Source organism: Micromonospora sp. NPDC047521 (genome assembly GCF_055587305.1).
The window spans coordinates 667,711-690,090 of sequence record NZ_JBVJGN010000002.1 but is presented as its reverse complement, the minus strand read 5'-3'; the positions used below and the strand labels follow the sequence as shown (position 1 = coordinate 690,090).

The 22,380-nt window shown below is 72.5% G+C and carries 27 protein-coding genes; 16 read left to right on the top strand and 11 right to left on the bottom strand.

Annotated elements, in window-relative coordinates; all coding sequences use genetic code 11:
* The first annotated feature begins 5 nt into the window (after positions 1–5).
* Entirely contained in the window at positions 6–887 is an 882-nt protein-coding gene (locus ACZ6N8_RS07155) for a DUF5926 family protein (RefSeq protein ID WP_466008182.1), read from the top strand.
* A gap of 6 nt (positions 888–893) precedes the next feature.
* Here ACZ6N8_RS07155 and ACZ6N8_RS07150 read toward each other — a convergent pair whose 3' ends face one another.
* Entirely contained in the window at positions 894–2,111 is a 1,218-nt protein-coding gene (locus tag ACZ6N8_RS07150; protein ID WP_364370361.1) for an arginine deiminase, read from the bottom strand.
* Positions 2,112–2,278: 167 nt separating this feature from the next.
* Between ACZ6N8_RS07150 and ACZ6N8_RS07145 the strand changes: the two genes are divergently transcribed.
* The 5 genes from ACZ6N8_RS07145 (at position 2,279) to pheA (ending at position 5,717) form a co-directional block, all read left to right on the top strand.
* Positions 2,279–3,019 carry a hypothetical protein gene (locus ACZ6N8_RS07145; RefSeq protein ID WP_466008181.1) on the top strand — a complete coding sequence of 247 codons (741 nt, stop codon included), beginning with the start codon at positions 2,279–2,281 and terminating at the stop codon, positions 3,017–3,019.
* A gap of 167 nt (positions 3,020–3,186) precedes the next feature.
* Entirely contained in the window at positions 3,187–3,645 is a 459-nt protein-coding gene (locus ACZ6N8_RS07140; protein WP_466008179.1) for a hypothetical protein, read from the top strand.
* Between the two features lie 75 nt (positions 3,646–3,720).
* Positions 3,721–4,110: an ACT domain-containing protein gene (locus ACZ6N8_RS07135; protein WP_364370354.1), complete on the top strand. Its 390-nt coding sequence runs from the start codon at positions 3,721–3,723 to the stop codon at positions 4,108–4,110.
* An 82-nt stretch (positions 4,111–4,192) separates the two neighbouring features.
* Complete coding sequence (locus tag ACZ6N8_RS07130; RefSeq protein ID WP_466008177.1) at positions 4,193–4,750, top strand: hypothetical protein; 558 nt, start codon at positions 4,193–4,195, stop codon at positions 4,748–4,750.
* Between the two features lie 10 nt (positions 4,751–4,760).
* Positions 4,761–5,717 carry a prephenate dehydratase gene (pheA, locus tag ACZ6N8_RS07125; RefSeq protein ID WP_466008175.1) on the top strand — a complete coding sequence of 319 codons (957 nt, stop codon included), beginning with the start codon at positions 4,761–4,763 and terminating at the stop codon, positions 5,715–5,717.
* 57 nt (positions 5,718–5,774) lie between these two features.
* On the opposite strand, the gene ACZ6N8_RS07120 is transcribed toward pheA, so the two are convergent.
* The 3 genes from ACZ6N8_RS07120 to ACZ6N8_RS07110 all read right to left on the bottom strand — a co-directional run bounded on the left by ACZ6N8_RS07120 (position 5,775) and on the right by ACZ6N8_RS07110 (position 7,533).
* Positions 5,775–6,497, bottom strand: a complete 723-nt coding sequence (locus tag ACZ6N8_RS07120) for an AIM24 family protein (protein ID WP_030487734.1) — start codon at positions 6,495–6,497, stop codon at positions 5,775–5,777.
* A gap of 102 nt (positions 6,498–6,599) precedes the next feature.
* Positions 6,600–6,947 carry a metallopeptidase family protein gene (locus ACZ6N8_RS07115; RefSeq protein ID WP_387117699.1) on the bottom strand — a complete coding sequence of 116 codons (348 nt, stop codon included), beginning with the start codon at positions 6,945–6,947 and terminating at the stop codon, positions 6,600–6,602.
* Positions 6,948–7,101: 154 nt separating this feature from the next.
* Complete coding sequence (locus ACZ6N8_RS07110; protein WP_364370347.1) at positions 7,102–7,533, bottom strand: OsmC family protein; 432 nt, start codon at positions 7,531–7,533, stop codon at positions 7,102–7,104.
* 131 nt (positions 7,534–7,664) lie between these two features.
* On the opposite strand from ACZ6N8_RS07110, the gene ACZ6N8_RS07105 reads away from it, so the two are divergent.
* From ACZ6N8_RS07105 to ACZ6N8_RS07095, 3 genes are all read left to right on the top strand, one after another.
* Positions 7,665–8,387, top strand: a complete 723-nt coding sequence (locus ACZ6N8_RS07105; RefSeq protein WP_466008173.1) for a hypothetical protein — start codon at positions 7,665–7,667, stop codon at positions 8,385–8,387.
* Between the two features lie 239 nt (positions 8,388–8,626).
* Positions 8,627–9,448: an HAD family hydrolase gene (locus ACZ6N8_RS07100; RefSeq protein ID WP_466008171.1), complete on the top strand. Its 822-nt coding sequence runs from the start codon at positions 8,627–8,629 to the stop codon at positions 9,446–9,448.
* Positions 9,448–10,260, top strand: a complete 813-nt coding sequence (locus ACZ6N8_RS07095; RefSeq protein ID WP_466008169.1) for an HAD family hydrolase — start codon at positions 9,448–9,450, stop codon at positions 10,258–10,260. The genes ACZ6N8_RS07100 and ACZ6N8_RS07095 overlap by 1 nt, the downstream gene beginning before the upstream one ends.
* Before the next feature lie 5 nt (positions 10,261–10,265).
* On the opposite strand, the gene ACZ6N8_RS07090 is transcribed toward ACZ6N8_RS07095, so the two are convergent.
* Positions 10,266–10,868: a bacterial proteasome activator family protein gene (locus ACZ6N8_RS07090; RefSeq protein WP_357984605.1), complete on the bottom strand. Its 603-nt coding sequence runs from the start codon at positions 10,866–10,868 to the stop codon at positions 10,266–10,268.
* An 84-nt stretch (positions 10,869–10,952) separates the two neighbouring features.
* Between ACZ6N8_RS07090 and ACZ6N8_RS07085 the strand changes: the two genes are divergently transcribed.
* Positions 10,953–11,750 (top strand): alpha/beta hydrolase family protein, encoded by a 798-nt coding sequence (locus tag ACZ6N8_RS07085; RefSeq protein ID WP_466008167.1) that lies wholly within the window; start codon positions 10,953–10,955, stop codon positions 11,748–11,750.
* Positions 11,751–11,832: 82 nt separating this feature from the next.
* Complete coding sequence (locus ACZ6N8_RS07080) at positions 11,833–13,020, top strand: ABC transporter substrate-binding protein (RefSeq protein ID WP_466008165.1); 1,188 nt, start codon at positions 11,833–11,835, stop codon at positions 13,018–13,020.
* A 69-nt stretch (positions 13,021–13,089) separates the two neighbouring features.
* Here ACZ6N8_RS07080 and ddaH read toward each other — a convergent pair whose 3' ends face one another.
* The gene (ddaH, locus tag ACZ6N8_RS07075; protein ID WP_466008163.1) at positions 13,090–13,923 is read right to left on the bottom strand and encodes a dimethylargininase; all 834 of its coding nucleotides are present in this window, start codon (positions 13,921–13,923) and stop codon (positions 13,090–13,092) included.
* A 59-nt stretch (positions 13,924–13,982) separates the two neighbouring features.
* Between ddaH and ACZ6N8_RS07070 the strand changes: the two genes are divergently transcribed.
* Together ACZ6N8_RS07070 and ACZ6N8_RS07065 are read left to right on the top strand one after the other, a co-directional pair.
* Positions 13,983–14,444, top strand: coding sequence for an Lrp/AsnC family transcriptional regulator (locus tag ACZ6N8_RS07070; RefSeq protein ID WP_354814963.1), 462 nt, complete (start codon positions 13,983–13,985; stop codon positions 14,442–14,444).
* 60 nt (positions 14,445–14,504) lie between these two features.
* Positions 14,505–15,461: a zinc-binding dehydrogenase gene (locus ACZ6N8_RS07065; RefSeq protein WP_466008161.1), complete on the top strand. Its 957-nt coding sequence runs from the start codon at positions 14,505–14,507 to the stop codon at positions 15,459–15,461.
* On the opposite strand, the gene ACZ6N8_RS07060 is transcribed toward ACZ6N8_RS07065, so the two are convergent.
* Genes ACZ6N8_RS07060 through mobA form a run of 3 tightly spaced genes read right to left on the bottom strand, consistent with a single transcriptional unit; the run spans position 15,458 to position 17,481 of the window.
* Positions 15,458–16,555, bottom strand: a complete 1,098-nt coding sequence (locus ACZ6N8_RS07060; RefSeq protein WP_466008159.1) for a T3SS (YopN, CesT) and YbjN peptide-binding chaperone 1 — start codon at positions 16,553–16,555, stop codon at positions 15,458–15,460. The two genes, ACZ6N8_RS07065 and ACZ6N8_RS07060, sit on opposite strands and share 4 nt — an antisense overlap.
* Positions 16,556–16,606: 51 nt before the next feature.
* Entirely contained in the window at positions 16,607–16,882 is a 276-nt protein-coding gene (locus ACZ6N8_RS07055) for a DUF6457 domain-containing protein (RefSeq protein ID WP_387117376.1), read from the bottom strand.
* Positions 16,879–17,481, bottom strand: coding sequence for a molybdenum cofactor guanylyltransferase (mobA, locus tag ACZ6N8_RS07050; protein ID WP_466008157.1), 603 nt, complete (start codon positions 17,479–17,481; stop codon positions 16,879–16,881). The genes ACZ6N8_RS07055 and mobA overlap by 4 nt, the downstream gene beginning before the upstream one ends.
* A gap of 86 nt (positions 17,482–17,567) precedes the next feature.
* Between mobA and fdhD the strand changes: the two genes are divergently transcribed.
* Entirely contained in the window at positions 17,568–18,422 is an 855-nt protein-coding gene (gene fdhD / locus ACZ6N8_RS07045) for a formate dehydrogenase accessory sulfurtransferase FdhD (protein WP_364370314.1), read from the top strand.
* Here the strand turns inward: fdhD and ACZ6N8_RS07040 are convergent.
* A complete protein-coding gene (locus ACZ6N8_RS07040; protein WP_466008155.1) occupies positions 18,412–19,125 on the bottom strand; it encodes a GAP family protein in 714 nt (237 codons plus the stop codon). The two genes, fdhD and ACZ6N8_RS07040, sit on opposite strands and share 11 nt — an antisense overlap.
* A 142-nt stretch (positions 19,126–19,267) precedes the next feature.
* Positions 19,268–20,302: a DUF4192 domain-containing protein gene (locus ACZ6N8_RS07035; protein WP_466008154.1), complete on the bottom strand. Its 1,035-nt coding sequence runs from the start codon at positions 20,300–20,302 to the stop codon at positions 19,268–19,270.
* A 152-nt stretch (positions 20,303–20,454) separates the two neighbouring features.
* Here ACZ6N8_RS07035 and ACZ6N8_RS07030 point away from each other — a divergent pair, with 152 nt between their 5' ends.
* Both ACZ6N8_RS07030 and moaA read left to right on the top strand, forming a co-directional pair.
* Complete coding sequence (locus ACZ6N8_RS07030) at positions 20,455–21,369, top strand: fructosamine kinase family protein (RefSeq protein WP_466008152.1); 915 nt, start codon at positions 20,455–20,457, stop codon at positions 21,367–21,369.
* Positions 21,366–22,379: a GTP 3',8-cyclase MoaA gene (gene moaA / locus ACZ6N8_RS07025; protein WP_466008150.1), complete on the top strand. Its 1,014-nt coding sequence runs from the start codon at positions 21,366–21,368 to the stop codon at positions 22,377–22,379. The genes ACZ6N8_RS07030 and moaA overlap by 4 nt, the downstream gene beginning before the upstream one ends.
* Position 22,380 lies beyond the last annotated feature (1 nt).

Genomic DNA, 22,380 nt, shown 5'->3' with positions numbered 1-22,380 from the left:
ACGCCGTGAGCAAGCGTCGAAAGAGCCAGCGCGCCGACACCGCCCCCCGCCGGGACAAGGTGCGGGACATCTTCGTCCCGCGACCGTTCGAGGGGCTGGTCGACGAGCCCGAGTGGATCGCCCTGCGCGAGCTGGTGCCCGCCGCGTCGGCGCCGCTGCGGCTGACGCCCGCCCTGATCGACGAATTCGGGGACCGGCCGGCCACGGTGGCCACCGTGCTGCCGATGGCCGCCCCGGCGATCACCAAGCCGGACGGCCGGGTGCTGATCGGTCTGCAACGCCACCAGCAGTCCGGCGACGTCTCGCGGGACCTGGCCGAGGCGCTGCTGTGCGCGTTGCGGACCGAGCCGGGTGACGAGGTGGCCGTTCCTCCGCTGCCCGGCCCCGGCCCCCGCCTCCAGGACATCCTGGTGGACGGCCCGCTGGAGATCAGCATGCACGAGGGGTTCGAGTTCTGGCTCGACCCCGGCGCGGCGGACGACCCGACCGTCCAGGCGTCCCTGGAGCGGGCGAACGCCGCCATCTACCCGACGGTGCGGCTCAGCGCGGCGAAGGCCGCGTACTGGTGCCAGGTGCCGGAGAAGGCGCACGTGCGCTGGGTGCTGCCGGAGGACGAGGACGCCGCCCTGGACGCGCTTGCCCGCCTCGGCGCGGCCGGCACGCTGACGCTAGGCGAGCAGACCAAGTTCGCCGGCATGTTCCGCGCGCACGGTCGACTGGTGCCGGTCTGGGATCTGCCGGAGGAGACTCCGGCGACCGACTGGGAGGACCCGGTCGCACAGTTCGCCAAGCGGTACGCCGAGGCGTTGGCCGCCACCGACCCGCTTGACGCCGCCGGCCGGCGGGCCCGGCAGGGGCTGCTCGGCCGCCAGCTCACCCTGCGCTGAGCGCGCTCACCCGGCCACCGGCAGCGGATCGCGGGAGATCGGGCAGGACATGCAGCGGGGGCCACCCCGCCCCGAACCCAACTCCGATCCGGCGATCGGGATCACCTCGATGCCGGCCCGCTCCAGTTGGGCGTTCGTCTCGGTGTTGCGTTCGTAGCCGACGCAGAGCCGGGGCGCCAGGGCGAGTGTGTTGTTGCCGTCGTCCCACTGCTCGCGTTCGGCGGTGACCGGGTCCAGTCCGGTGTCGATGACCCGGAGCTGGTCCAGGTCCATCGCGTCGGCGGCGGCCCGCAGGAACGGGGCCGGGCCGTCCACCCGGGGGTCCTCGCCGTCCGCGCCGGCGATCACCGTGTACGCGGAGAGCGTGCTGGCGATGTTGGGATACATCAGTACGGCGTCGGCGTCGACCATCGTGCACACGGTGTCCAGGTGCATGGTGGCGCGTTCCTGGGCGATCGGCACCACCAGGATGGTGTGGGCAAGCCCGGCGGCGAAGACCTGCCGACCGAGGCGTTCCGCTCCGGCCGGGGTGGTCCGTTCGCCCACGCCCACGGCCAGCACCCCGGGCGCGAGCAGCAGGACGTCCCCGCCCTCCAGGTGCTCCAGGTTCGGCCGGTAGACGAACTCGGTGCCGGCGAAGCGCGGATGGTGGCGGTAGATGGCCTCGGTGAGTGTGGTCTCGCGGCGGCGGGCCGGCATGGCGAGGCTGGTGACGCCGACCCGGTCGCCGATCCACAGCGACGAGTCCCTCGTGAACAACAGGTTGGGCAGCGGGTCGATGACGAAGTCGTGCCGGTCCATCAGGGTGTAGACCAACCCGCCCGGCCGTTCCGAACTGATCCGCAGCTCCTCGTGGGCCAGCCCGGCGATGAGCACGTCGGCCAGGGCCGCCGGGTCCAGATAGGAGAGGTGGTCGGCGACGCGGGCGCGCAGGGTGTCGCCGAGCCTCCGCGAGCGCAGCACCTGCTCGGTGAGTTCGGCCCGGGCGTCCGCCACGGCCAGCGTCTCGGTCAGCAGGGTCGCCAGGTAGAGCACCTCGACGCCGCGTTCGCGAAGCGCGGCGGCGAACGCGTCGTGCTCCTCCTGGGCGCGTCCCACCCAGGGGATCGCGTCGAACAGGAGCGAGTCGTTGTTGCGGGGGGTGAGCCGGGCCAGTTCCGGGCCGGGCCGGTGCAGCAGTACGGTGCCGAGCCGGCCGACTTCGCTGTCGACGTATTGGGTCACTCCCGCAGCGTAGGGCAGGGTTTGGCGGCATCCGAGAAAAGAACTGTGGATGAATATGGCATTCATCCGTACTCACTCCGGCGCTCCGGCTTGCCGAACACCGGGAGTGGCAACGTAGGGTAGTGAGGACATAACTTCGAGGGACCTTTTGCCGGAGGTCGACGACGATGACTGTCTTTCCCGCACGACGAGCCGTACCGTCCGCTCGGGCACTGCCGCCCGTCGCGGTGCCCCACCCCCGCGTCGAGTCGCCCGGGGCTCTCGCACCGGTCCGACCGACACCGCTCGAATGGGCACGTCGTCGTCGCGCCGAGCGGGGTGCCCGGCGGTTGGAGGCGGCCGGCGCACGGGCGCTGGGCCAACTCGACCATCTCGGGCCAGCCTGGCACGTCATCGAGTGGCCCCGCACCGACGCGACGGACGTCCTGCTCGACCGCACCCAGGACGAGCGCGCCGGGTTCCTCGCCATCGGGCCGAGCGGCCTGTTCGCGGTGACGATCGCCGACCACGGCCGGGCCCGCGTGCTCGTCGCCGGCGACGTGGTGCAGATCAACGGCAAGCGGCCGCCGTACGTGGCCGAAGCCCGCCGGGACGCCAAGCGCGCCAGCAAGGCCCTGTCCGACGCCGTGGGGCTCCCGGTTCCGGTCACGCCCGTGCTGACCTTCGTCGGCTCGGGCGTGATCAGCGTCTACGGCCTTCCGAAGGACTGCCTGATGGCCACCCACCGGGAGCTGGACCGGCTCCTCGTGGCCGGCGGCAGCCGGATCAGCCCGGCCACCGCCGAGAAGCTGTCCCGGGTCGCACAGCACCCCGGGACCTGGCTGAACGGCACGTACCGTCCAACGGCCGACTACCGGTGGTACGAGGAGGGCCGAACGGCCGCTGACAAGCCGGCGCACCACCGGTAACGTCACCGGCGACGCCACGCGGCTCCGGTCCCCCGTTCACCCCACCGGCTCCCGCGCCGTCACCGGCCTCCCCGGCCCAGTCCGGGTGGTCGGCGACCCGGTGCGCTCGGTGGTTCTGTCGGTGACCCGCTAGCGTGGACAGTCCGTCGGTGTACATAGGAGGCTCGGTGGCCCACGTCGAACTTTCGCTCTCCGAAGTGTTCGTGCCAGCGGCGCGGGCCTCGACAGAGCCGGAGCTCGGCAACTTCGGCCAGTGGTCCTCGACGGTGTGCCGGGCCGACGAGCCCTGCCTGCTGATCGACGCCGACACACGGGTGGTGGCGATCTCCACGGCCGGCTGCGAGCTGCTCTGCCTGGGCGAGCCGGACGGCCTGATCGGGCGGCCGCTGCTCGACGGCGGGCTACGCCTGCTCGACTTCACCGCCAACCGGGGCGAGCTGACCGAGGCCGAGATCGACAAGATTCCGCCTCTGCTGGCGCTCTCCTCCGGCCGTCTCGCCCGCGGTCTGCTCCGGGTGCAGGCCGCCTCGGCGGACAGCTCCGACGCGACAGTCGACGCGATCTCCACGCCGGTGCACGAGCACGGCGCGGTGGCAGGCTCCCTCACCTTCTTCTCCGAGGTCTGACCTGCGGCGGAGTGTGTCGTTCGCCGCACGCGACAATGCTGGGGCCGGTCGGCACCGAGACCGTAGTGTGCCCTCATGCTCGATATCGCTCTGCTGCCGGGGGAGTACGCCGTGTGCCGCCTGGCAGCCGACGCCGCCCTGCCGGAGCATCTGTCGAGCGGGCTGGGCCGCGCCGACGTCATCACCGTGAGCTGGACCGCCGACGGGATCTCGGTGATCTGCCCCGCCGACCGGGTGCCCGCGCAGGCCGTCGTGGAAACGGCGTGGCGGTGCCTACGGGTCGCCGGCCCGGCGGATCTGCCCAGCACCGGCACCCTTGCCGCGCTCGTCGACCCGCTCGCCGAGGCCCGGGTCAGCGTGGTCACCTTCTCCACGTTCGACACCGACTACGTGCTGGTGCCGGCTGTCCGGCTGGCCGAGGGCCGGGCCGCGCTGGAGCGCGCCGGGCACCGCGTCCTCGGCTGAGCTTCACCCGACCGGCCGCTCCCCCTACGATGGGCTCGGCCACCCCGGCCGAAGAATTCTCCGATGTCCCGAGGATCGGCCCGTGCCGTTCACCCCGCTCCCCCGCGCGTCGCGGGCGACGACCCGTACCCTGCCGTGGGTGCTCGCGCTGCTCGCTCTGTCGACCGGCTGCGGCGCCCCACCCGGACTGGCGACCCCGGACGCGCAGCCCAGCACGACCGGCTCCCCGACGGCAGCGCCGACACGTACCCCCGCCGCCACGCCCAGCACCGTGCCGTCCGTCCCGCCCCTCCGCACGCCGTCGGCCACCCCGGACGCCGGGCTGGTCGCCACGCCCTGCCGGAACGGGCCTACCGGGCAGCGGATCGTGCAACTGCTGCACGGCCGGGCCGGCGTGCTCCCACCCAGCGTGCGGGTCCAGGTCCGCACCGGGCCGCTCTGCGCCGCCGACTGGCAGTACACGGTGCTGGAGGTGACCGGGCACGAGGAACTCCAGGTCGTCACCAGGGGCCGGCCGACCGCGCCGGAGCTGGTCACCGCCGGCACCGACGTGTGCACCATCGAGGTACGCGCCACCGGGCCGACCGGGATCCGGATGCTCGCCTGCGACGCCGGCCCGGTCGCCGGGCCTGGTGCGTAGGCTTGTCGACATGCCGGGAACACCACCGACGCGCTTCGTCTACCTCGGTCCGGAGGGCACCTTCGCCGAGCAGGCCCTGCGCACCGTCCCCGCCGCCGAACGCGGCACCCGTACGCCCGCCCGCAGTGTCGGGGAGGCGTTGGACCAGGTCCGGACCGGGGACGCCGACGCCGCGCTGGTGCCACTGGAAAACTCGATAGGCGGCGCGGTGGGCGTCACCCTCGACGAGATGGCCGAGGGCGAACCACTGGTGATCACCCGGGAGGTGATCCTGCCCGTGGAGTTCGTGCTCGGAGCCCGGCCGGGCACCTCGCTGACGTCGGTCCGCGTCGTCGCTGCCCACCCGCAGGCGTCCAACCAGTGCCGGGGCTGGCTGCGCGACCACCTGCCCGACGCGGTGGTGGTGGACGTGCTCTCCAACGGTGCGGCGGCCGCCGGCGCCGGTTCCGGCGAATACGACGCGGCCATCTGCGCGCCCATCGGGGCGACCCGGCACCGGCTCACCGTGCTCGCCGACAAGATCGCCGACCATCCGGACGCGGTGACCCGGTTCGCGCTGGTGTCGCGCCCCGGGCCACCCCCGCCGCCGACAGGCGACGACCTCACCTCGCTCGCCGTCTACATCGCCCACGACCGGGTCGGTGCCCTGCTGTCGGTGCTGATGGAGCTGGCCGTCCGGGGGGTCAACATGACCCGGATCGAGTCCCGGCCGACAGGTGAGGCCCTCGGCCGGTACGTCTTCTTCCTCGACTGCACCGGGCACGTGGCCGACGTACGGCTGGGCGAGGCGTTGCAGGGTCTGCGCCGGGTCTGCGCCGACGTGCGTTTCCTGGGCTCGTACCCCCGGCACCGCTGGACCCAGGGGGCTGCCGAACGGCCGGTGCCGGCCCCGGCAGGTCTGTCCGACGCCGACTACGCCGACGCGGCGGCCTGGCTGGCCCGGCTGCGCACCGGCGAGTTGACCTGACGGCGCGCAAACGCGGGCGTCCCCGGTCACCAGGGAACGCCCGCGTTTGCGCGGTGCTCAGCTCAGCAGACCGCCGAGCAGACCGCCCTCCTGCTGCTGCTGACCGCTGCCCATGACCGGCGGCTCCTCGGACGGCTGAACCACCACGAAGCCCTGACCGGCGAAGCTCATCGTGAACGACTCCCCGGTACGACGGCCCAGCAGCGTGCCGAGGCCGAGCTGCTCGGCGCGGTGGTAGCCGGTCTGGAGGTTTGCCGACCAGCAGACGGCGGCCTGCGGGTCGACGTACGTGGGCGCGTCCACGTTGAGCACCACAGGGGTGCCCTTGGTGGTGATGGCGATCCGGCCGTACCCGCTGAACACGCAGTTGAACAGACCGGACGAGGACGCCATCCCGGCCCCGCCGACCATCCTGATGTCGTACTGGAGGGTGGAGTCGAAGGCGAGCACGCTGGACCCGTTGATGGAGAGCGCGTCGCCCGGCTCCAGGTCGATGATGTGCACGTCCTTGGCCAGTTCGGCGAGGAAGACGTCACCCTGACCGGAGACCTTCATCAGCGGGACGCCCTCGCCGGTGAGCTTCTGCTTGAGGAACTTGCCGAGCCCACCCGAGCCCAGCGCCTGGAACTGGACGTTGCCCTGGTAGGCGACCATCGACCCGACCCGGGCCATCGCCTCGCCGTTGAGCTCGATCTTCAACATCTTGGAGTTCTGCAGCCGCATGCCGGGCTGCGCGGACTCCTTCTCCAGATTCTCCGCGGAGAACAGCTCGCTGCGCATGAAAGGGCCTCCTGAATAGGGTCGCGTTCGCTGCACCGACGGTAGGCGACCGCGGCAACCGCGAGCCATCAGCCGAGCGGCGCGGCGGGTCGGCCCCGGGGTTCAGCCCCAGCCCAGCGCGTGCAGACGCGCGTCGTCGATGCCGAAGTGGTGGGCGATCTCGTGCACGACTGTCACCGCCACCTCGTCGATGACGTCCTCGTCGTTGTCACAGATCCGCAGGATCGGGTGGCGGTAGATGAAGATCCGGTCCGGCAGCACGCCCGAGTAGTCCCAGCCGCGGTCGGTGAGCGCGTGCCCCTCGTAGAGGCCGAGCAGCTCGGACTCGCCCGGCGGCGGGTCGTCCTCGACCAGGATGACGACGTTGTTCATCAGGCCGAGCAGCTCTTCGGGCACCTCGTCGAGGGCTTCGCCGACCAACTCCTCGAAGCGCTCACGGCTCATCTCCACCGGCACCTCGCCCATTGTGCCCGACGCGGAGGCACCCGGCCCGGGTCCTGGTGGACGACCGGGGCCCGCGCGTCCACGGAAAGAGGAGAGCGGCCGCCCGTGGCCGGGCGGAAGCTCCCCTTCCCGTGAACGCGCGGTGTGCGGGTCGTCCGGCTCAGGAAGCCAGGCGCGCGGTGAGGGTGATCTCGGCGCCCGGCGAGAGCAGGCGGGAGATCGGGCAGTTGGCCTTGGCGCTCTCGGCGAGCTTCTGGAACTCCGCGTCGTCGATCCCCGGCACCTGGCCGACGGTCTCCAACTCGATCCGGGTCACGGTCATCCCGGCGTCGGTCTTGTCCAGGTGGACCTTGGCGGTGGTCTCGACCGAGGTGGGGGTCGAGCCGGCGTCGGCGAGAGCCTTGGAGAACGCCATCGAGAAGCAGCCGGAGTGCGCGGCGGCGATCAGCTCCTCGGGGTTGGTGCCCTCGCCCTCCTCGAAGCGCGACTTGAAGGAGTAGTTGCCCGACAGGCCGCCCTTACCGGTGCGGACGGTGCCGGAGCCCTCGGTGAGGTTGCCCTGCCATTGTGCTGAAGCGGTACGGATTGGCATGAGCAGAACGCTAGCGGAAAGGTGACCGTCGGGCGACCGACCGGGACCGACGCCCGCCCTGCGATTCCGGTCACCAACCGCTGACTGTGCCATGATTCGACGCAGGCCCGTGACCGGCGGAGGGATGGCCGATGTCCGAGGAGCTGCCGATCCCCCGGCAGGGCGACCCGCCCGACGGCCCGGCCGTGATCGAGTGGGGCGGCGACGACGATCCGGCCCCGCCCCGGCGGTTCGGCAGGTCCCTGGCGGGCCTCACCCGCGATCCCCGGCTGCCGCTGCTTGCCGCCGGTCTCGGGGCGGTCGCCGGTGTCGCGTCGATGGTGGGTGAGTGGCTGGTCATGACCCTGCCCAACGGCGGCCCCGAGGGAAACAGCTCGATCGAGGTGCCGGCGGGCGTGAACGAGATCGGCGGCTTCGGCGTGGGTTATCTGGTCGGGCTGCTCCTGCTGGTCTGCACCGTGGCGCTGGCGCTGGGGGGCACGGCGACCGTCCGGACGAACGCGCGGTTGGTGGGCCTCGCCCTGGCCGGCGCGCTTGTGGCGCTGCTCGCCGCGGCCACGGCGACGCTCAACGACCCCGGCCAGCGGAACTTCTTCTACTCGCCGCAGGACGGTTTCCGGGCCGAGTACGGCAGGGGCCTGGTGATGGCGTTCGTCGCGTGCGTCCTGTTCGCGGTGGCCCTGCGGCTGGCGCCGACGGCATCCGTGGAGGACGACCGGGCCATGGGCGGGCCAGGGCTCCTCTGGCCCCGCCGCCGCCACCGGGACCCGGTCGAGGACGAGGAGGGCCTGCGCGCCCCCGCCGACCTGACAGTCACCCCCACGACCCCGTTCACCCACCCCCAGAACCCCTGACCGCACGCGCCGATCCTGCACTTGCCGCGCCGGCAGAAAGCCACCGAACGGCAACCAGAACCGCAAGATCGCGGGGCGTTCGGAGGACATGCCACAGGCACCTGGCGTTGGGGTCCGATTCGCCGGGAAGCCATGGTTGGAGGCCGTTTCGCGAGGTACGGTTGCTGCCCGCCGTCACGCCGGGTCTCTGCACCAGGACCGCACGGCTGGCTGCGACGGCGGCGGGCGAAGGAGGAACGATGACCCGCCCGGGACTACCCAAGCTGATCGCGACAGACCTCGACGGGACGCTTGTCCGCAGCGATGACACAGTCTCCGCGTACACCCATGGGGTGCTCGACCGGGTGCGGGCCGCCGGAATTCCGGTGGTCGGCGCGACCGGACGCGGCCCGCGGTTGACCGAACTGACCCGCAACGACATCCGGGCCGCCGACTTCCTGGTGATGGCCGGCGGTGGCCGGGTGGTCGACCAGAGTGATCCGGCCGGACCCGTCGTGCTGCGCGACGAGCGGCTGCCCGCCGAGGTGCTGGCCCGCCTGCTCACCGACCTGGAGGCCGAGGTCGGCCCGCTGACGGTGATGGTCGAGGCGTCCGACGAGCACGACGCGCCGCTCTGGGGCGACTACCACGAGAGCTGGCCCTACCAGGACCGGTTCGAGGCACGCACCCGCGACGAGTGCCTCTCCTGCGATGTGATCAAGGCCTTCGCCCGGACCGCCGACCACCACGTGGACGAGTTGCTGGCGGTGGCCCGCCGGATCATCCCGCCGCAGGTGGCCACGCTCACCCAGGCCGGGCTCGGCTTCGTGGAGATCTGCCCGCCTGACGTGGACAAGGCGACCGGACTGACAGTGGTGGCGCAGAGCCTCGGGGTGGACCCGGCCGACGTCCTGGTCTTCGGTGACATGCCCAACGACCTGCCGATGTTCGAGTGGGCCGGGTGGTCCCGGGTGGCTGTCGCCAACGCGCACCCCGCCCTGCGGGCCGTCGCCGACGAGGTGACCCTTCGCAACGACGACGACGGAGTGGCCGTGTACCTGGACCGGCTACTGTCCCGGTGATGGGAGAGACACCCCGCCTGATCGCCACCGACATCGACGGCACGCTGATCCGCGACGACCACACAGTCAGCCCGCGCACCGCCGACCTGATCGCGCGGATCTCCGCGCGGGGCACGCCTGTCGTGCTGGTCACCGGCCGCCCGGTCCGCTGGCTCAAGATGGTGTACGACCAGCTCGCCGAACCACTGCCGGCGGTCTGCGCCAACGGCGCCGTGGTCTACGACCCGTTCGCCGACGAGGTGGTGCGGGCCGATCCGCTCGCACCACAGCACCTGGCGGAGGTGGCCCGGCGGCTGCGCGCCGAGGTGCCCGGGATCAGCTTCGCAGTGGAGATCCTGGACAGCCGGGAGATGCGGCACGAGGCGCACTACCCGCTGCGCTGGGACGCCGACGCCGACGGCATCAGACCGATCGAGACGCCCGAGGAACTGCTGTCGGTCCCTGCGGTCAAGCTGCTGGCCCGCGCCGGCGAACAGGACCCGGACGCCTTCGCCGAGTTGATCGCCGCGGCGGTGGCGGGGCTGGCCGAGGCGACGCACTCGTCCTCGTCAGGCCTGGTGGAGATCTCCGCCGCCGGGGTGACCAAGGCCGCCGGCCTGGCGTGGTACTGCGAGCGGCTCGGGATCGCCGCCGAGGACGTGCTGGCCTTCGGCGACATGCCCAACGACGTACCGATGCTGACCTGGGCCGGGCGGGGTGTGGCGGTGGCCAACGCGCACCGCGCCGTCCTGGCGGTCGCCGACGAGGTGACGACGGCGAACACCGAGGACGGCGTGGCGGCGTACCTGGAGAAGGTCTTCGGGTTGGGCTGAGTCGCCTACAGGTACTGGCCCGTGTTGTGACCCTCGCCACCACCGGGCTGGCCGATGCCCGGCATCCCCGGCACGACGCCGCCGGGGCCGCTGGGCAGCGCCTGCCGGCCACCGCGCATCTGCTCCAACTGGACCCGGGCGGCCATCTGCTGGGCCACCAGGGCCGCCTGGATGCCGTGGAAGAGACCCTCCAACCAGCCGACGAGCTGCGCGTGCGCGATCCGCAGCTCACCCTCGCTCGGGGCCTTGTCCTCGGTGAACGGCAGCGAGATCCGTTCCAGCTCGTCGCGCAGCTCGGGGGCGAGGCCCTCCTTGAGTTCGACTATCGACCGCTCGTGGATCTCCCGCATCCGGTTGCGGCTGGCGTCGTCCAGTGGGGCGGCCTTGACCTCCTCCAGGAGCTGCTTGATCATGCTGCCGATCCGCATCACCTTGGCCGGCTGCTCGACCAGGCGGGTCGGGTCCTCGCCCTGGCCCTCCTCGGTCTGCATGGTGCCGATCGGTCGGCCGTCCGGGCCCACCACCACCACGGTGCCGGACTGGCCGGAGTCGTCGGGGCCGGGCTCGTCGTTGTGTCCAGCGGAGCGCGCTTCGGTCATGGGGTCCATCTTTACCCAGCGGACGCGAGCCATGCCTCCCGGGACCGACTCCCGGGGCCGAACCACCCGGGCGGGGCGCGCTACCGTCGCGCCATGCCTGCCGACCCGCGTGCCGTGCTGACCCGGCCCGCCCCGGAGCCCGACCACACGGTGGCGTACGGCGATCACCCGGACCAGGTTGCCGACCTGCGGTCCCCGGCGGGCACCGGACCGCCGCGGCCGCTGGTCGTCGTGGTGCACGGCGGCTTCTGGCGGGCCGAGTACGACAGGCGGCACACCGGTCCGCTGGCCGCCGCGCTCGCCGCACTCGGGTATCCGGTGGCGCAGCTGGAGTACCGGCGCACCGGGCACCCCGGCGGCGGCTGGCCGGGCACCCTGACCGACGCGCTTACCGGCATCGGCGCGCTTCCCGCACTGGCCGCCGAGGTGCTGCCCGACCGGGTCACGCGGGCGGCTCCGATCCTGCTCGGGCACTCCGCCGGCGGCCATTTGGCGCTGTACGTGGCGGCCACCGCGCCGAGCACGGTGGCCGGAGTGCTCGCCCTGGCCCCGGTGGCCGATCTGGGCGAGGCGTACCGGCGGGATCTCGACTCCGGCGCGGTGGCGGCACTGCTCGGGGGCGGCCCGGCGGACGTTCCGGACCGGTACGCGACCGCCGATCCACGGATGTTGGTGCCCATCCGAACACGCACAGTAGTCGTTCATGGGTCGGAGGATCAGCAGGTTCCGATAGCGATGAGCCGTGATTTCGTCGCGGCAGCTCATGCCTCGGGATCCGATATTTCCCTTCTTGAACTGCCCGGACACGAGCATTTCGGGCTGATCGACCCGCAGTCCTCGGCCTGGCCCCGAATCGTCGACGTGTTGCGGTCCCTGCACGATGATCAATAGCCATTGACGCAGCGTCGCGGAGCAGGTAGAACGCCGGAGGGGCCGTGTGTTCTGCCCTGCAACGCTCCTGGGAAGGAACTCGGTGTCGCAGATGAATCGCAGGCGGGCGCTCCAACTCCTGGCCGCGCTCGGTACCACCGGATTCGCCGCCGGTTGCGGCTCCGACACCGACGCCCAGCCCGCCGCCGACCGGAGCCCGATCAAGATCGGTCTGATCACGCCACAGGCCGGCGGTTTCAAGAGCATCGGTGACGACATCACCAACGGCTTCCAGCTCTTTCTGGACATGCACGACCAGCGGTTGGGCGGCCACCCGGTCACCCTGCTGACCGCCGACGAGGGCGACAGCGCCAAGACCGGCAAGGCCGCCGTCGACGACCTGCTCAAGCAGGGCGTGCTGGCGCTCACCGGGGTCGTCAACTCGACCGTGATGGTCGGCATCCGGGACACCGTGGAGCAGGCCCGGGTCCCCCTGATCGGCTCCAACGCCTCGCCGAGCAGCCTCCAGAGCGTCTTCTACATCTGGCGTACGTCCTACGTGCTGGACGAGGCCGGCCGGGCGCTGGGCCGCTACCTGCGCGACCAGCTGCCGGCCAACGGCCGCGTCGCGATCATCATGCCGGAGAACGTCGGCAGCCCGGACGTGGTGCGCGGCTTCCGGCAGGAGTTCGGCGCCACCGACCCGCGGATCTCCGACCCGGTGACCTACACCACCGCCAACCCCAACCCGGGGAAGACCGCGTTCGCCGTGGACATCAACAAGGCGCTGGCCAAGAAGCCGACGGCGGTCTTCTGCTTCTTCGCCGGCAACGCGGCTGTGGAGTTCATCAAGCAGCTGCGCGAGGAGTACTCCGGGCCCGTCTACGCACCCGGCTTCCTCACCGAGGGCACCGTGCTGGAGAACCTCAAGGACAACGCGCTGGGCATCCAGACCGCGCTCAACTACTCGGCCGACCTGAACAACACGTCCAACCGGGTCTTCGCGTCGGCGTACCGCAAGAAGTACCAGGTCACCCCGACCACCTACGCCATGGCGTCGTACGACGCGGCTCAGGTGCTCGACCAGGCCATCCAGCTGACCGGCGGGAAGCCGACGCCGCAGCAGGTCAACCTGGCGCTCGGCAAGATCGGCCAGATCGACAGCCCGCGCGGGATCTGGCAGTTCAACCAGCCGCGTACCCCGCAGCAGAAGTGGTACCTGCGAGAGGTGCAGCGCGACGGCCAGGTCATGTCGAACGTCCTGATCAACGAGCTGGCCACGCTGGGCTGACCGCCCGCAGCGCCAGGGGCCGGCCTCCCGTCGGGAGGTCGGCCCCTGGCGTACGCGGCAGAGTTCGGGTCAGTGCCGCAGTTCGGCGATGCAGCACTTCACGCTGCCGCCACCCTTCTTCAGCTCGCCCAACTCGACAGGGACGGGGTGGTAGCCGGCGGCCTTGAGCTTTCCGGCCAGCCGGGTGGCCTCGCTGTTGAGCACGACGTTCGCGCCGTCGCTCACCAGGTTGAGCCCGAAGGCCATGGCGTCCTCGTCGTCCGCGAGCACGGCGTCCGGGAAGAGCTGGGTCAGCACCCGCTGGCTGGCCGCCGAGAACGCTCCGGGGAAGTAGACGACGTTCGCGTCGTCGATGGCGGCGAGCGCCACGTCCAGGTGGTAGAACCGCGGGTCGATCAGGCGCAGCGACACCACCGGCCGACCCAGCGCCTCCTGCGCCTCGGCGTGCGCCGGGACCTCGGTGCGGAAGCCGTGACCGGCCAGGATCAGGCCGCCGTGCGCCTCCGGCACGTACGCGAAGTCACCCTCGCCCTCGTTGGTCTCGCTCGGGGCGATGAACCGCAGGCCCTGCGCCTCGTAGAAGGCGTGGTGGGCGGCGGCCTCGGCGGCCCGCTGCTCGTGCTTGAAGCGGGCGCCGTAGACGCTGCCGTCCACCATGAACGCGCCGTTGGCGGCGTAGACCATGTCCGGCAGGCCCTGCTCGGGGGTGAGCAGGTGCACATCGTGGCCGAGGCCGACAAGCGTCTCGCGCAGCCGGTCCCACTGCTTGACGGCCAGATCCCGGTCCACCGGGGTGGTCACGTCCATCCACGGATTGATCGCGTACTCGACCGCGAAGTGCTCGGGCGAGCACATGAGATATGTCCGCTTTCGCGAGACTCGCTGCTGGTTCACGGTCACCAAGGGTAGGTACCGTGGAACTTTGGTAACAGCCACAACCGTTGCTTCCCAGAGGCGGAACGTTGCAGATAGACGCGGTAGACCAGCGGATCATTGCGTTGCTCGTCGCCGACGCCCGTGCGTCGTACGCCGACATCGGCACGCGGGTGTCACTCTCCGCCCCAGCGGTCAAGCGCCGCGTCGACCGGCTGCGGGCCACGGGCGTGATCAGGGGATTCACGGCGGTGGTCGATCCGGCCGCCGTCGGCTGGACGACCGAGGCGTTCGTCGAGCTGTTCTGCGCCGGTCGGACCACCCCGGCGCAGATCGGCGTGGCCGCCCGTCGACACCCGGAGGTGGTGGGCGCGTACACCGTCTCCGGCGAGGCGGACGCGCTGGTGCACCTGCGCGCCGCCGACATCGCCCACCTGGAGGCGGCCCTGGAGCGGCTGCGCGCGGAGTCCTTCGTGACGTCCACCCGCAGCACCATCGTCCTGTCCCGGCTTGTCGAGTCCCCGGGCGTCGGCCCGTCCACCGGGGCTTGACCTCAAGCCGCGTTGAGGTGTTGGACTCGGGTCGGCCTGGCACGACGCGAGGGGGACTTCATGCGGGCGATCTGGTTACGTGAGTTCGGTGGGCCGGAGGTGCTGGTGCCCGGCACGGCACCCGACCCGACGCCCGGCCCCGGCCAGGTGTCGATCGACGTCGCCCACGCGAACATCACATTCGTCGAGACCCAGCAGCGCTCCGGTCGGCCCGGCCCCTTCCGGGTCACACCCCCGCTGATCCCCGGCAACGGCGTCGGCGGCGTGGTCACCTCCGTGGGGCCGGACGTCGACCCGGCGCTTGTCGGAAAGCGGGTGGTCAGCTCCACCGGCGGCTCCGGCGGGTACGCCGAACGCACGGTCGTGGACGCGGCAGCGCCGATCGAGGTGCCCACCGGCCTGCCGCTCGACGAGGCGGTGGCGCTGCTGGCCGACGGGCGTACCGCCACCATGCTCGTCGACGCCGTCGGCGTACGCCCCGGCGACCGGGTGCTGGTCGAGGCCGCGGCAGGCGGCGTGGGCAATCTCCTGGTGCAGTTGGCCGCCCGGGCCGGTGCCCGGGTGATCGGCGTCGCCGGCGGGCCCCGCAAGGTGGACCTGCTGCCCGGGTTCGGCGCCGACCTGGCCGTCGACTACCGCCGGCCAGGCTGGGCCGAGCGGGTCCGGAACGAGATGGGCGGTGTCGACGTGGTGTTCGACGGCGTCGGCGGAGACATCGCCGCGACGGCGTTCGACCTGCTGGCACCCCGCGGCCGCATGGTCAGCTTCGGGCTGGCCAGCGGCGCCTGGTCCCCCATCTCGCCCGAGGCCGCCACCGCACGACAGGTCACGCTGGTCCGGCCGGACGTGCCGCCCGAGCGCCTGCGGGCGTACACCTGGCAGGCCCTCGCCGACGCGGCGGCCGGCCGGCTACGACCGCTGATCGGGCAACGCTTCCCGCTGGAGCGCGCCGCCGACGCGCACGCCGCCATCGAGGCGCGCGCGACGGTCGGCAAGACGCTGTTGGACGTCTCCTAGAGGTACATGCCGGTGCGGTGGTCCGACTCGTCGCGGCGGACCGGCTTGTCGCCCTCGCCGAAGAACCGCTTGCCGCCGAACTCGCCGTGCAGCCGGTCGTCCAACTCGTCGGCGAGGCCCGTCATCACCTGCACGGCCAGCATCAGATGCGTCGCCTGGAAGTTGCGGCCGAACACCGGGATCGACGCCCAGACCGTGTCGTCGGCGCAGTACAGCCGCCCGATCGGCATCCGGTTGGTCAGCTCGGAGAGCTTGACGTAGAGCCGCTCGGTCGGCTCCACCTCGGTCAGGACCGGGGAGAAGACGTCCACGAGCGGCGGGTTGTCGCGCACCCGGACGAAGACCATCGCCGAGCCGGCGCGGATGGTGATGTCGCCGTCCGAGTCGATCTGCAACCGGTCGGTGTCCGACTTGAGCATGGTGGACACGACCGTGCGCACCCGCTCGGCCAGGTCGAGCACGTCGTCCCGCTCCACCTGGGCGGCGGCGGCCTCGGCCAGCGCCTCCTCCAGGTCGGCCTCGACGTCGGCGTCCGGGCCGAACTCGCTGCGCGCGGTGCCCAACGCCTCCACCGCGAGCGGCTCGCCCTCGGCGTCGTGCACCAGATAGACGAGGAACGCCGGGTGCGGTGCGCCGTAGACGTCCCGCAACGTCCGGGCGAGCAGCGCGGCGATCCGGGGTGCCTCCGCCGTCGTACCGTCCAGCCCGAAGGCGTTGCCCGAACCGGTCACCACACCCGGCGGCGACCAGCCGAGCGCGATCATGTCGGCCACCGCGGCGCGGTCCAGCCGGTAGCCCGCAGGCAGCGCGGCATTTCCGACCGCCCGCGCGGAGAGGCCGCCGGCATCGTCCACGTCCACGCTTATCGAGTAGACGGCGTCCCCCGTACCGGAGGCGGTCGGATCCAGGGTCAGTTCGAGGTGCGCGCCCGCGGGCAGCTCCGGCAGACGTACGGCCAGGGCGCGGGCGAACTCCTGCCACGCCTCGGTCACCTTGGCCCGCAGGTCGGTGCTGCTGGGTTCGTCGAGCAGAATCGATTCCGCCGCTCCGCCAGGCAGCTCACCGTCCGGCGCCGAGGGGTGGTCAGCCGTCATGATCGCCTCCGTCCGTCACGGCCACCCTACCCACGCCGTGCGGCTGTCGAATCAGGCCGGACCGGGATCGGACATCGAGGGGCGGTCGGCACCCAGCTCGACCGGCCAGGTGGCCGCGAGGGCGCTGAGGCGGGCCGCGGCGTCCGCCGGGTCGGCGCCCCGACCCACCGCCAGACCGAGCAGGTACGCGCTGACCGGCGCACCCGGCCGCAACACCTGGTGGGCGACGTCGCGGGCGACGTCCAGCACCGCCGGCACGGGCACCTGGGTCGCGTCCAGATCCAACTCGGCGCAGGCCGCCGTGACCCAGTCGTCCATGACCGTCATCGCACCCACTCCTCCGCCCGGCGTACGTCCTCGTCAGTGTCGCAGTCGAACCAGGGCGGCGGGCCGGCACCGGCCCAGGGCACCTCCCCGACGAGGAGGCCGCCCAGCAGCGCCCGTACCGACGCCCCGGCCAGGTCGCCGCGACGTTCCGCCGCCAGCCGGTCCAGCCCGGCGCGCAGCGCGGCGACCCGCCACACCCCGCACAGCGACTGCCGCCTACCGTCGGCGTCGACGAAGCACACCCCGTCGAGCTGGCGCTCTTCGTCGAGGTGGGTCAGCAGGTCACCGATCGCCGCCCGGGTGAGCAGCGGCAGGTCGGCGGCGAGCAACGCGACAGCCGTCGTGTCGGGATCGAGCAGCGCCAGACCCGCCGCCGCCGCGGCGACCGGCCCCCCACCGGCAGGAGCCTCCCGGGTGACCCGCACGCCGGGCGGGACGGCCTCGGCCGGGCCGACAAGCACGCGCGGCGCGGCATCGGCGACGGCAGCCAGCACCCGGTCACGCATCGACCGGCCGCCGACCGGAAGCGCGGGCTTGTCCACCCCACCCATCCGGCGGGCTGCCCCACCCGCGAGCACCACTGCGGCGTACGACCCCATCCGGTCACGGTAACCGTGCCGCCCCCGGTCGGTGGCCGATGCCTGTGCGTGTGCGGACGTACCGCCGCGGGGTGCAGGATGGCGGGATGGGACGGGCGACTGACCGACGGGGCGTACTCCGGATCGACCTCGACGCGGCGGCCGACGGACGCGGAGCCGTCCGACGGCCGGACACCCTCGCGGTGGAGGAGCCGCTGGAGATCCGGGTCGGTGCCGCCGGCCCCGGCCGACGCCGCCCGCTCGCCGTCACCATGCGTACGCCCGGCGACGACCTGGACCTGGCCATCGGGTTCCTGCTGACCGAAGGGCTGATCCGGTCGACCGACGACGTGCTGACCGCCCAGCTCTGTGCCGGCGCGGAGACGCCCAACACGTACAACGTGGTGGACGTGGTGCTCGCCCCCGGCGTACCGGAACCGACCACCGATCCGTCCCGGAACTTCTACACGACCAGTTCCTGCGGCGTCTGCGGCAAGGCCAGCATCGACGCGGTCCGTACCCGGTCGCTGTTCCCGGTCTCGGCGGACCCGCTCACCGTGCCGGCGACCCTCCTCGCCGAACTGCCCGACCGGCTGCGCGCCGCCCAACGCGGCTTCGACCGCACCGGCGGGCTCCACGCGGCGGGCCTGTTCACGCCCTCCGGCGACCTCGTGGTGCTCCGCGAGGACGTGGGCCGGCACAACGCGGTGGACAAGGTGATCGGCTGGGCGGTGCGGGAACGCCTGCTGCCACTGGCCGGGCACCTGCTGCTGGTCTCCGGCCGGGCGAGCTTCGAGCTGACCCAGAAGGCGTGGATGGCAGGCCTGCCGCTGCTCGCCGCCGTGTCCGCGCCGAGCACCCTCGCCGCCGAGCTGGCCGAGGAGGCGGGCATGACGCTTGTCGGCTTCCTGCGTGGCAACACGATGAACGTCTACGCCCGCCCCGAGCGGGTCACAGTCTGATCACCAGCTCGTCCATCAGCCCCAGCCGGAGCACGGCGTCGCGGGCCAGCAGGAACCCGGCGATGCCGAGGATCCAGCCGAGCATGCCGCCGGAGTGCCGCACGATCCAGGCGTTGAGCCGGCCCAGCACCGGCTCGACAAGCCTCGGCCACGCCAGCCGCGCCCCCAGCAGCAGCATCGCCGGCACCACCATGACCAGGCAGTAGCCGGCGAGCAACCCGACGATCTGCGCCGCGCCGAGCCCGGAGGTGGTCAGCAGGCCGACCGCGCCGAGGTACGGCAGCATCGTCGCCACCTCCGCGAGCGCGGCGAGCAGCGCCAGCCCCACCAGCCAGCGCGTCGAGGAGTCTCCGGAGGTCGCCCGGTCCCGCCACCGCAGCGCGCCGCCGCCGCGCGGACGTCGTTTGCCGTCGTAGCGGAAGCTCAACGCGAACAGCCCGACCCCGAGAGCGAGTTGCGCCCAGAGCACCGGCCGATTGTCCAGCGCCCCGCCGAGCACGTCGGCCAGCCGGCTGCCGCCCACGACGAGCAGCAGCCCGACCCCGAAGTAGAAGACGACGATCGTGCCGAGGTAGACGAGGATCCGCCGGGCGTTGATCCTCCCGGGCGCGAGCAGCAACCAGACCGGGATGAAGAGGGTGCCGATGCTGGTGCTGTCGACAAGTGCCAGGCCGGCGAGCGACAGCAGCAGTCCGACACTCATGTGCGGCGTTCACGTGGTGGGTGCATCTGCTGATTCTGCGGCGACGTCACACCGGATGACTCGCCCCGTGGGACGAACGTCCGCTACATCCTTCGACGGACCACACCGGGGCGTACGGGGTGTCGGCGCTGCGCGACGCGGGTCAGCCCCGGCCACGTCGACGCCTCTTGCGAGGCCGGACCACCCCGGGCATGCCGACCGACGGCCAGCCATCCAGCTCGGACGGGGGCACGCCGCGCCGCAGCAGGTCGTCCAGGAGCAGGGCGAGCGAGTAGTCAGGAGTCAGACTCAGCGTGCGTTCCAGCGCCACCGCCGCCAGCGCACCCTGCCCGGCTCGCCACGCGGCGAACGCCAGCAACGAGCCCGGCGCCGCGGTCAACTCCGGGTCGGCCCGACGCAGCACGTCGGTCCAGAGAGCGATGTCCCGATCCCGACCATCGGTGCGCTCCCAGGCGTGGTCACGGATCGGCAGGTGGGTCAGCAGCACGCTCAACCAGGCCACCTCGTCGTCGTCGAGTCGTACGCCCCGCCCCTGCGCGCGCTGCGCCTCGCGGACCGCCGCCACCCCTGCGGAGCGCAGGGCCCGACCGCCGAGCAAATCGCTCGCGGGCGCCTGCCCGACCAGCTCGGTCAGCCTCAGCCGGGCGCGGGCGGTGGCGGCGCGGGCGTCGCCGGACACCGGTGCCACCTGCGCCACGAGGGCGGCCCGGTCAGGCAGGGCGACCTGGCCTGCGAACACCGCCGAGGCGGTCACCTGGTTGGCCGAGGCGTCGTGGCGCCGGCCTTCGGGAGGGCAGCAGTCGGCCTCGGCGCAGAGGTAGGACCACCAGCGGTCGCCGGTGACCCGCAGCGCGTCGAGCACCTCCAGCCCGACACCGGCGAGGGCGAGGCGCACCGCGTCCACACTCGGTGTCACCCGTTCGGGAGGCCCGTAGCCGACCACTGTGGCGGACTCCGCGCCCTGGCGCAGGATCACCCCGGCCAGGTGCCGGGCCGGCTCGGCCGGATCGGTGGACGGGGCCGGCAGGTCGGCGCGGGCGGCGAAGATGATCTGCCGGCCGCGCAGCGCCACCGCGACGACGCTGTCGGCGGGATGGAAGCCGAGCAGGTACGGCACGGCGGCGATCAGGTCGGCGGGCGAGCGGACGGCGAGCTGGGCACGGTCGGTCGAGGTCATGTGGGAAGCCTGCGACCCGCCCAGCCGCCCCCGCCGCCCCTGTGGACGACACGCGGCTTATCCACAGTTACCTAGCGTATTTGTCCAGGTGGACGCGTTCCGATGTGCTCACACGACACAGATGTGTCACGGGGAGCGGTTACCGTGCGCTGATGGACCTGGCGTACCTGCGCGCGCATCCGGCACACCTGCCGACGTTCCGCACCCACCAACGGATCCGGGAGACACCCGTCGCCGGTGGGGACATCTGCGCGGCGGCCCGGCTCACCCTCGACGACGGGCACTCCGTCTTCGCCAAGTCCTGGCCCGAACAGGCCGACCGTCAGGTGCCTGAGGGTTTCTTCGAGACCGAGGCGGCCGGCTTGCGCTGGCTGCGGGAGGCGGGCGCGGTCGCCGTACCCGAGGTGCTCGTGGCGCTGCCCGACCTGCTGGCGCTCGACTGGGTGGAGCCCGGCGAGCCGACGCGGGAGGCGGCGGAGCGGTTCGGCCGCGAGCTGGCCGACCTGCACCGGGCCGGCGCCCCCACCTTCGGCGCGCCCTGGCCCGGCTTCATCGGGGCGCTCGAGCAGGACAACACCGCCGACGACGGCCCCTGGTCGACGTGGTTCGCCGAACGGCGACTCGCCCCCCACCTGCGCCGCTCGGTCGACCGGGGCGCTCTGACGCTCGAGGACGCCGCGCTTGTCGAGCAGGTGATGGGCCGATTGGGCGAGTTCGGCGGCGACGAGCCGCCGGCGCGCATCCACGGCGACCTGTGGCCGGGCAACGTGCTGTGGGGCGCGGACGACAGGGTCTGGCTCGTCGACCCGGCGGCGCACGGCGGGCACCGGGAGACCGATCTCGCCCAGCTGGCGCTCTTCGGCGGCCTCCCCCACCTGGACACGGTGCTGGCCGCCTATCGGGAGAGCTGGCCGCTGTCGGCCGGCTGGCACGAACGGGTGCCGCTGCACCAACTCCACCTGCTGCTCGTGCACACCGCGCTGTTCGGCGGCGGCTGGCGCGATGCGGTCGTCGAGAACGCCCGTGCCGCCCTTGGCCGGGCCGGGCGCGCTACGGTCGACAGGTGAGCGTCGCCCCGCGGTCCGACGGCGTCCTCGTCGACCGGTACGGCCGCGTCGCCCGGGACCTGCGCGTGTCCCTGACCGACAAGTGCAATCTGCGCTGCACCTACTGCATGCCTGCCGAGGGGCTGCCCTGGCTGGCCGGCCCCGAGCTGCTCACCGACACGGAGATCGTCCGGCTGGTCCGGTTGGCCGTCGAGCGGCTCGGCGTGACCGAGGTGCGGTTCACCGGGGGCGAGCCGCTGATCCGCGCCGGCCTGGTGGACATCGTGGCCTCGGTGGCCGCCGTCGAACCCCGCCCCCGGATCTCCCTCACCACCAACGGCATCGGCCTGGACCGGCTGGCCCCGGCGCTGCGTACGGCCGGTCTGGACCGGGTGAACGTCTCCCTCGACACGCTCGATCCGGCCCGGTTCACCCAGCTCACCCGTCGTCCCCGGCTGGACGCGGTGCTCGCCGGGCTCGCCGGGGCCGCCGCCGCTGGCCTCGACCCCGTGAAGATCAACTCGGTGCTGATGCGCGGCGTCAACGAGGACGAGGCGCCGGCGCTGCTCCGCTTCGCCCTCGACCACGGCTACCAGCTGCGGATCATCGAGCAGATGCCGCTGGACGCCCAGCACGGTTGGGACCGCGACACCATGGTCACCGCCGAGGAGATCCTCGCGTCGTTGCGTACCCGATTCGATCTCAGCCCCGACCCGACCGAACGCGGCGCGGCTCCGGCGGAGACCTGGCTGGTCGATGGCGGCCCGGCCCGGGTGGGCGTGATCGCCAGCGTCACCCGCCCCTTCTGCGGTGACTGCGACCGCACCCGGCTGACGGCCGACGGCCAGGTCCGCGCGTGCCTCTTCGCCACCGAGGAGTCCGACCTGCGTGCCGCGCTTCGCGGCGGCGCGGACGACGAGGAGCTGGCCCGACGCTGGCGCACCGCCATGTGGGGCAAACGCGCCGGGCACGGCATCGACGACCCCACCTTCCTCCAGCCGACCCGCCCGATGTCCGCGATCGGAGGCTGAC

What these genes read in the sequence shown, in the direction of transcription:
- ACZ6N8_RS07145 (WP_466008181.1), top strand. Translation starts at nt 2,279, where the DNA reads ATGACTGTCTTTCCCGCACGACGAGCCGTACCGTCCGCTCGGGCACTG.
- ACZ6N8_RS07135 (WP_364370354.1), top strand. Translation starts at nt 3,721, where the DNA reads ATGCTCGATATCGCTCTGCTGCCGGGGGAGTACGCCGTGTGCCGCCTG.
- pheA (WP_466008175.1), top strand. Translation starts at nt 4,761, where the DNA reads ATGCCGGGAACACCACCGACGCGCTTCGTCTACCTCGGTCCGGAGGGC.
- ACZ6N8_RS07120 (WP_030487734.1), bottom strand. Translation starts at nt 6,497, where the DNA reads ATGCGCAGCGAGCTGTTCTCCGCGGAGAATCTGGAGAAGGAGTCCGCG.
- ACZ6N8_RS07110 (WP_364370347.1), bottom strand. Translation starts at nt 7,533, where the DNA reads ATGCCAATCCGTACCGCTTCAGCACAATGGCAGGGCAACCTCACCGAG.
- ACZ6N8_RS07105 (WP_466008173.1), top strand. Translation starts at nt 7,665, where the DNA reads ATGTCCGAGGAGCTGCCGATCCCCCGGCAGGGCGACCCGCCCGACGGC.
- ACZ6N8_RS07100 (WP_466008171.1), top strand. Translation starts at nt 8,627, where the DNA reads ATGACCCGCCCGGGACTACCCAAGCTGATCGCGACAGACCTCGACGGG.
- ACZ6N8_RS07095 (WP_466008169.1), top strand. Translation starts at nt 9,448, where the DNA reads ATGGGAGAGACACCCCGCCTGATCGCCACCGACATCGACGGCACGCTG.
- ACZ6N8_RS07090 (WP_357984605.1), bottom strand. Translation starts at nt 10,868, where the DNA reads ATGGACCCCATGACCGAAGCGCGCTCCGCTGGACACAACGACGAGCCC.
- ACZ6N8_RS07085 (WP_466008167.1), top strand. Translation starts at nt 10,953, where the DNA reads ATGCCTGCCGACCCGCGTGCCGTGCTGACCCGGCCCGCCCCGGAGCCC.
- ACZ6N8_RS07065 (WP_466008161.1), top strand. Translation starts at nt 14,505, where the DNA reads ATGCGGGCGATCTGGTTACGTGAGTTCGGTGGGCCGGAGGTGCTGGTG.
- ACZ6N8_RS07060 (WP_466008159.1), bottom strand. Translation starts at nt 16,555, where the DNA reads ATGACGGCTGACCACCCCTCGGCGCCGGACGGTGAGCTGCCTGGCGGA.
- ACZ6N8_RS07055 (WP_387117376.1), bottom strand. Translation starts at nt 16,882, where the DNA reads ATGACGGTCATGGACGACTGGGTCACGGCGGCCTGCGCCGAGTTGGAT.
- mobA (WP_466008157.1), bottom strand. Translation starts at nt 17,481, where the DNA reads ATGGGGTCGTACGCCGCAGTGGTGCTCGCGGGTGGGGCAGCCCGCCGG.
- fdhD (WP_364370314.1), top strand. Translation starts at nt 17,568, where the DNA reads ATGGGACGGGCGACTGACCGACGGGGCGTACTCCGGATCGACCTCGAC.
- ACZ6N8_RS07040 (WP_466008155.1), bottom strand. Translation starts at nt 19,125, where the DNA reads ATGAGTGTCGGACTGCTGCTGTCGCTCGCCGGCCTGGCACTTGTCGAC.
- ACZ6N8_RS07035 (WP_466008154.1), bottom strand. Translation starts at nt 20,302, where the DNA reads ATGACCTCGACCGACCGTGCCCAGCTCGCCGTCCGCTCGCCCGCCGAC.
- ACZ6N8_RS07030 (WP_466008152.1), top strand. Translation starts at nt 20,455, where the DNA reads ATGGACCTGGCGTACCTGCGCGCGCATCCGGCACACCTGCCGACGTTC.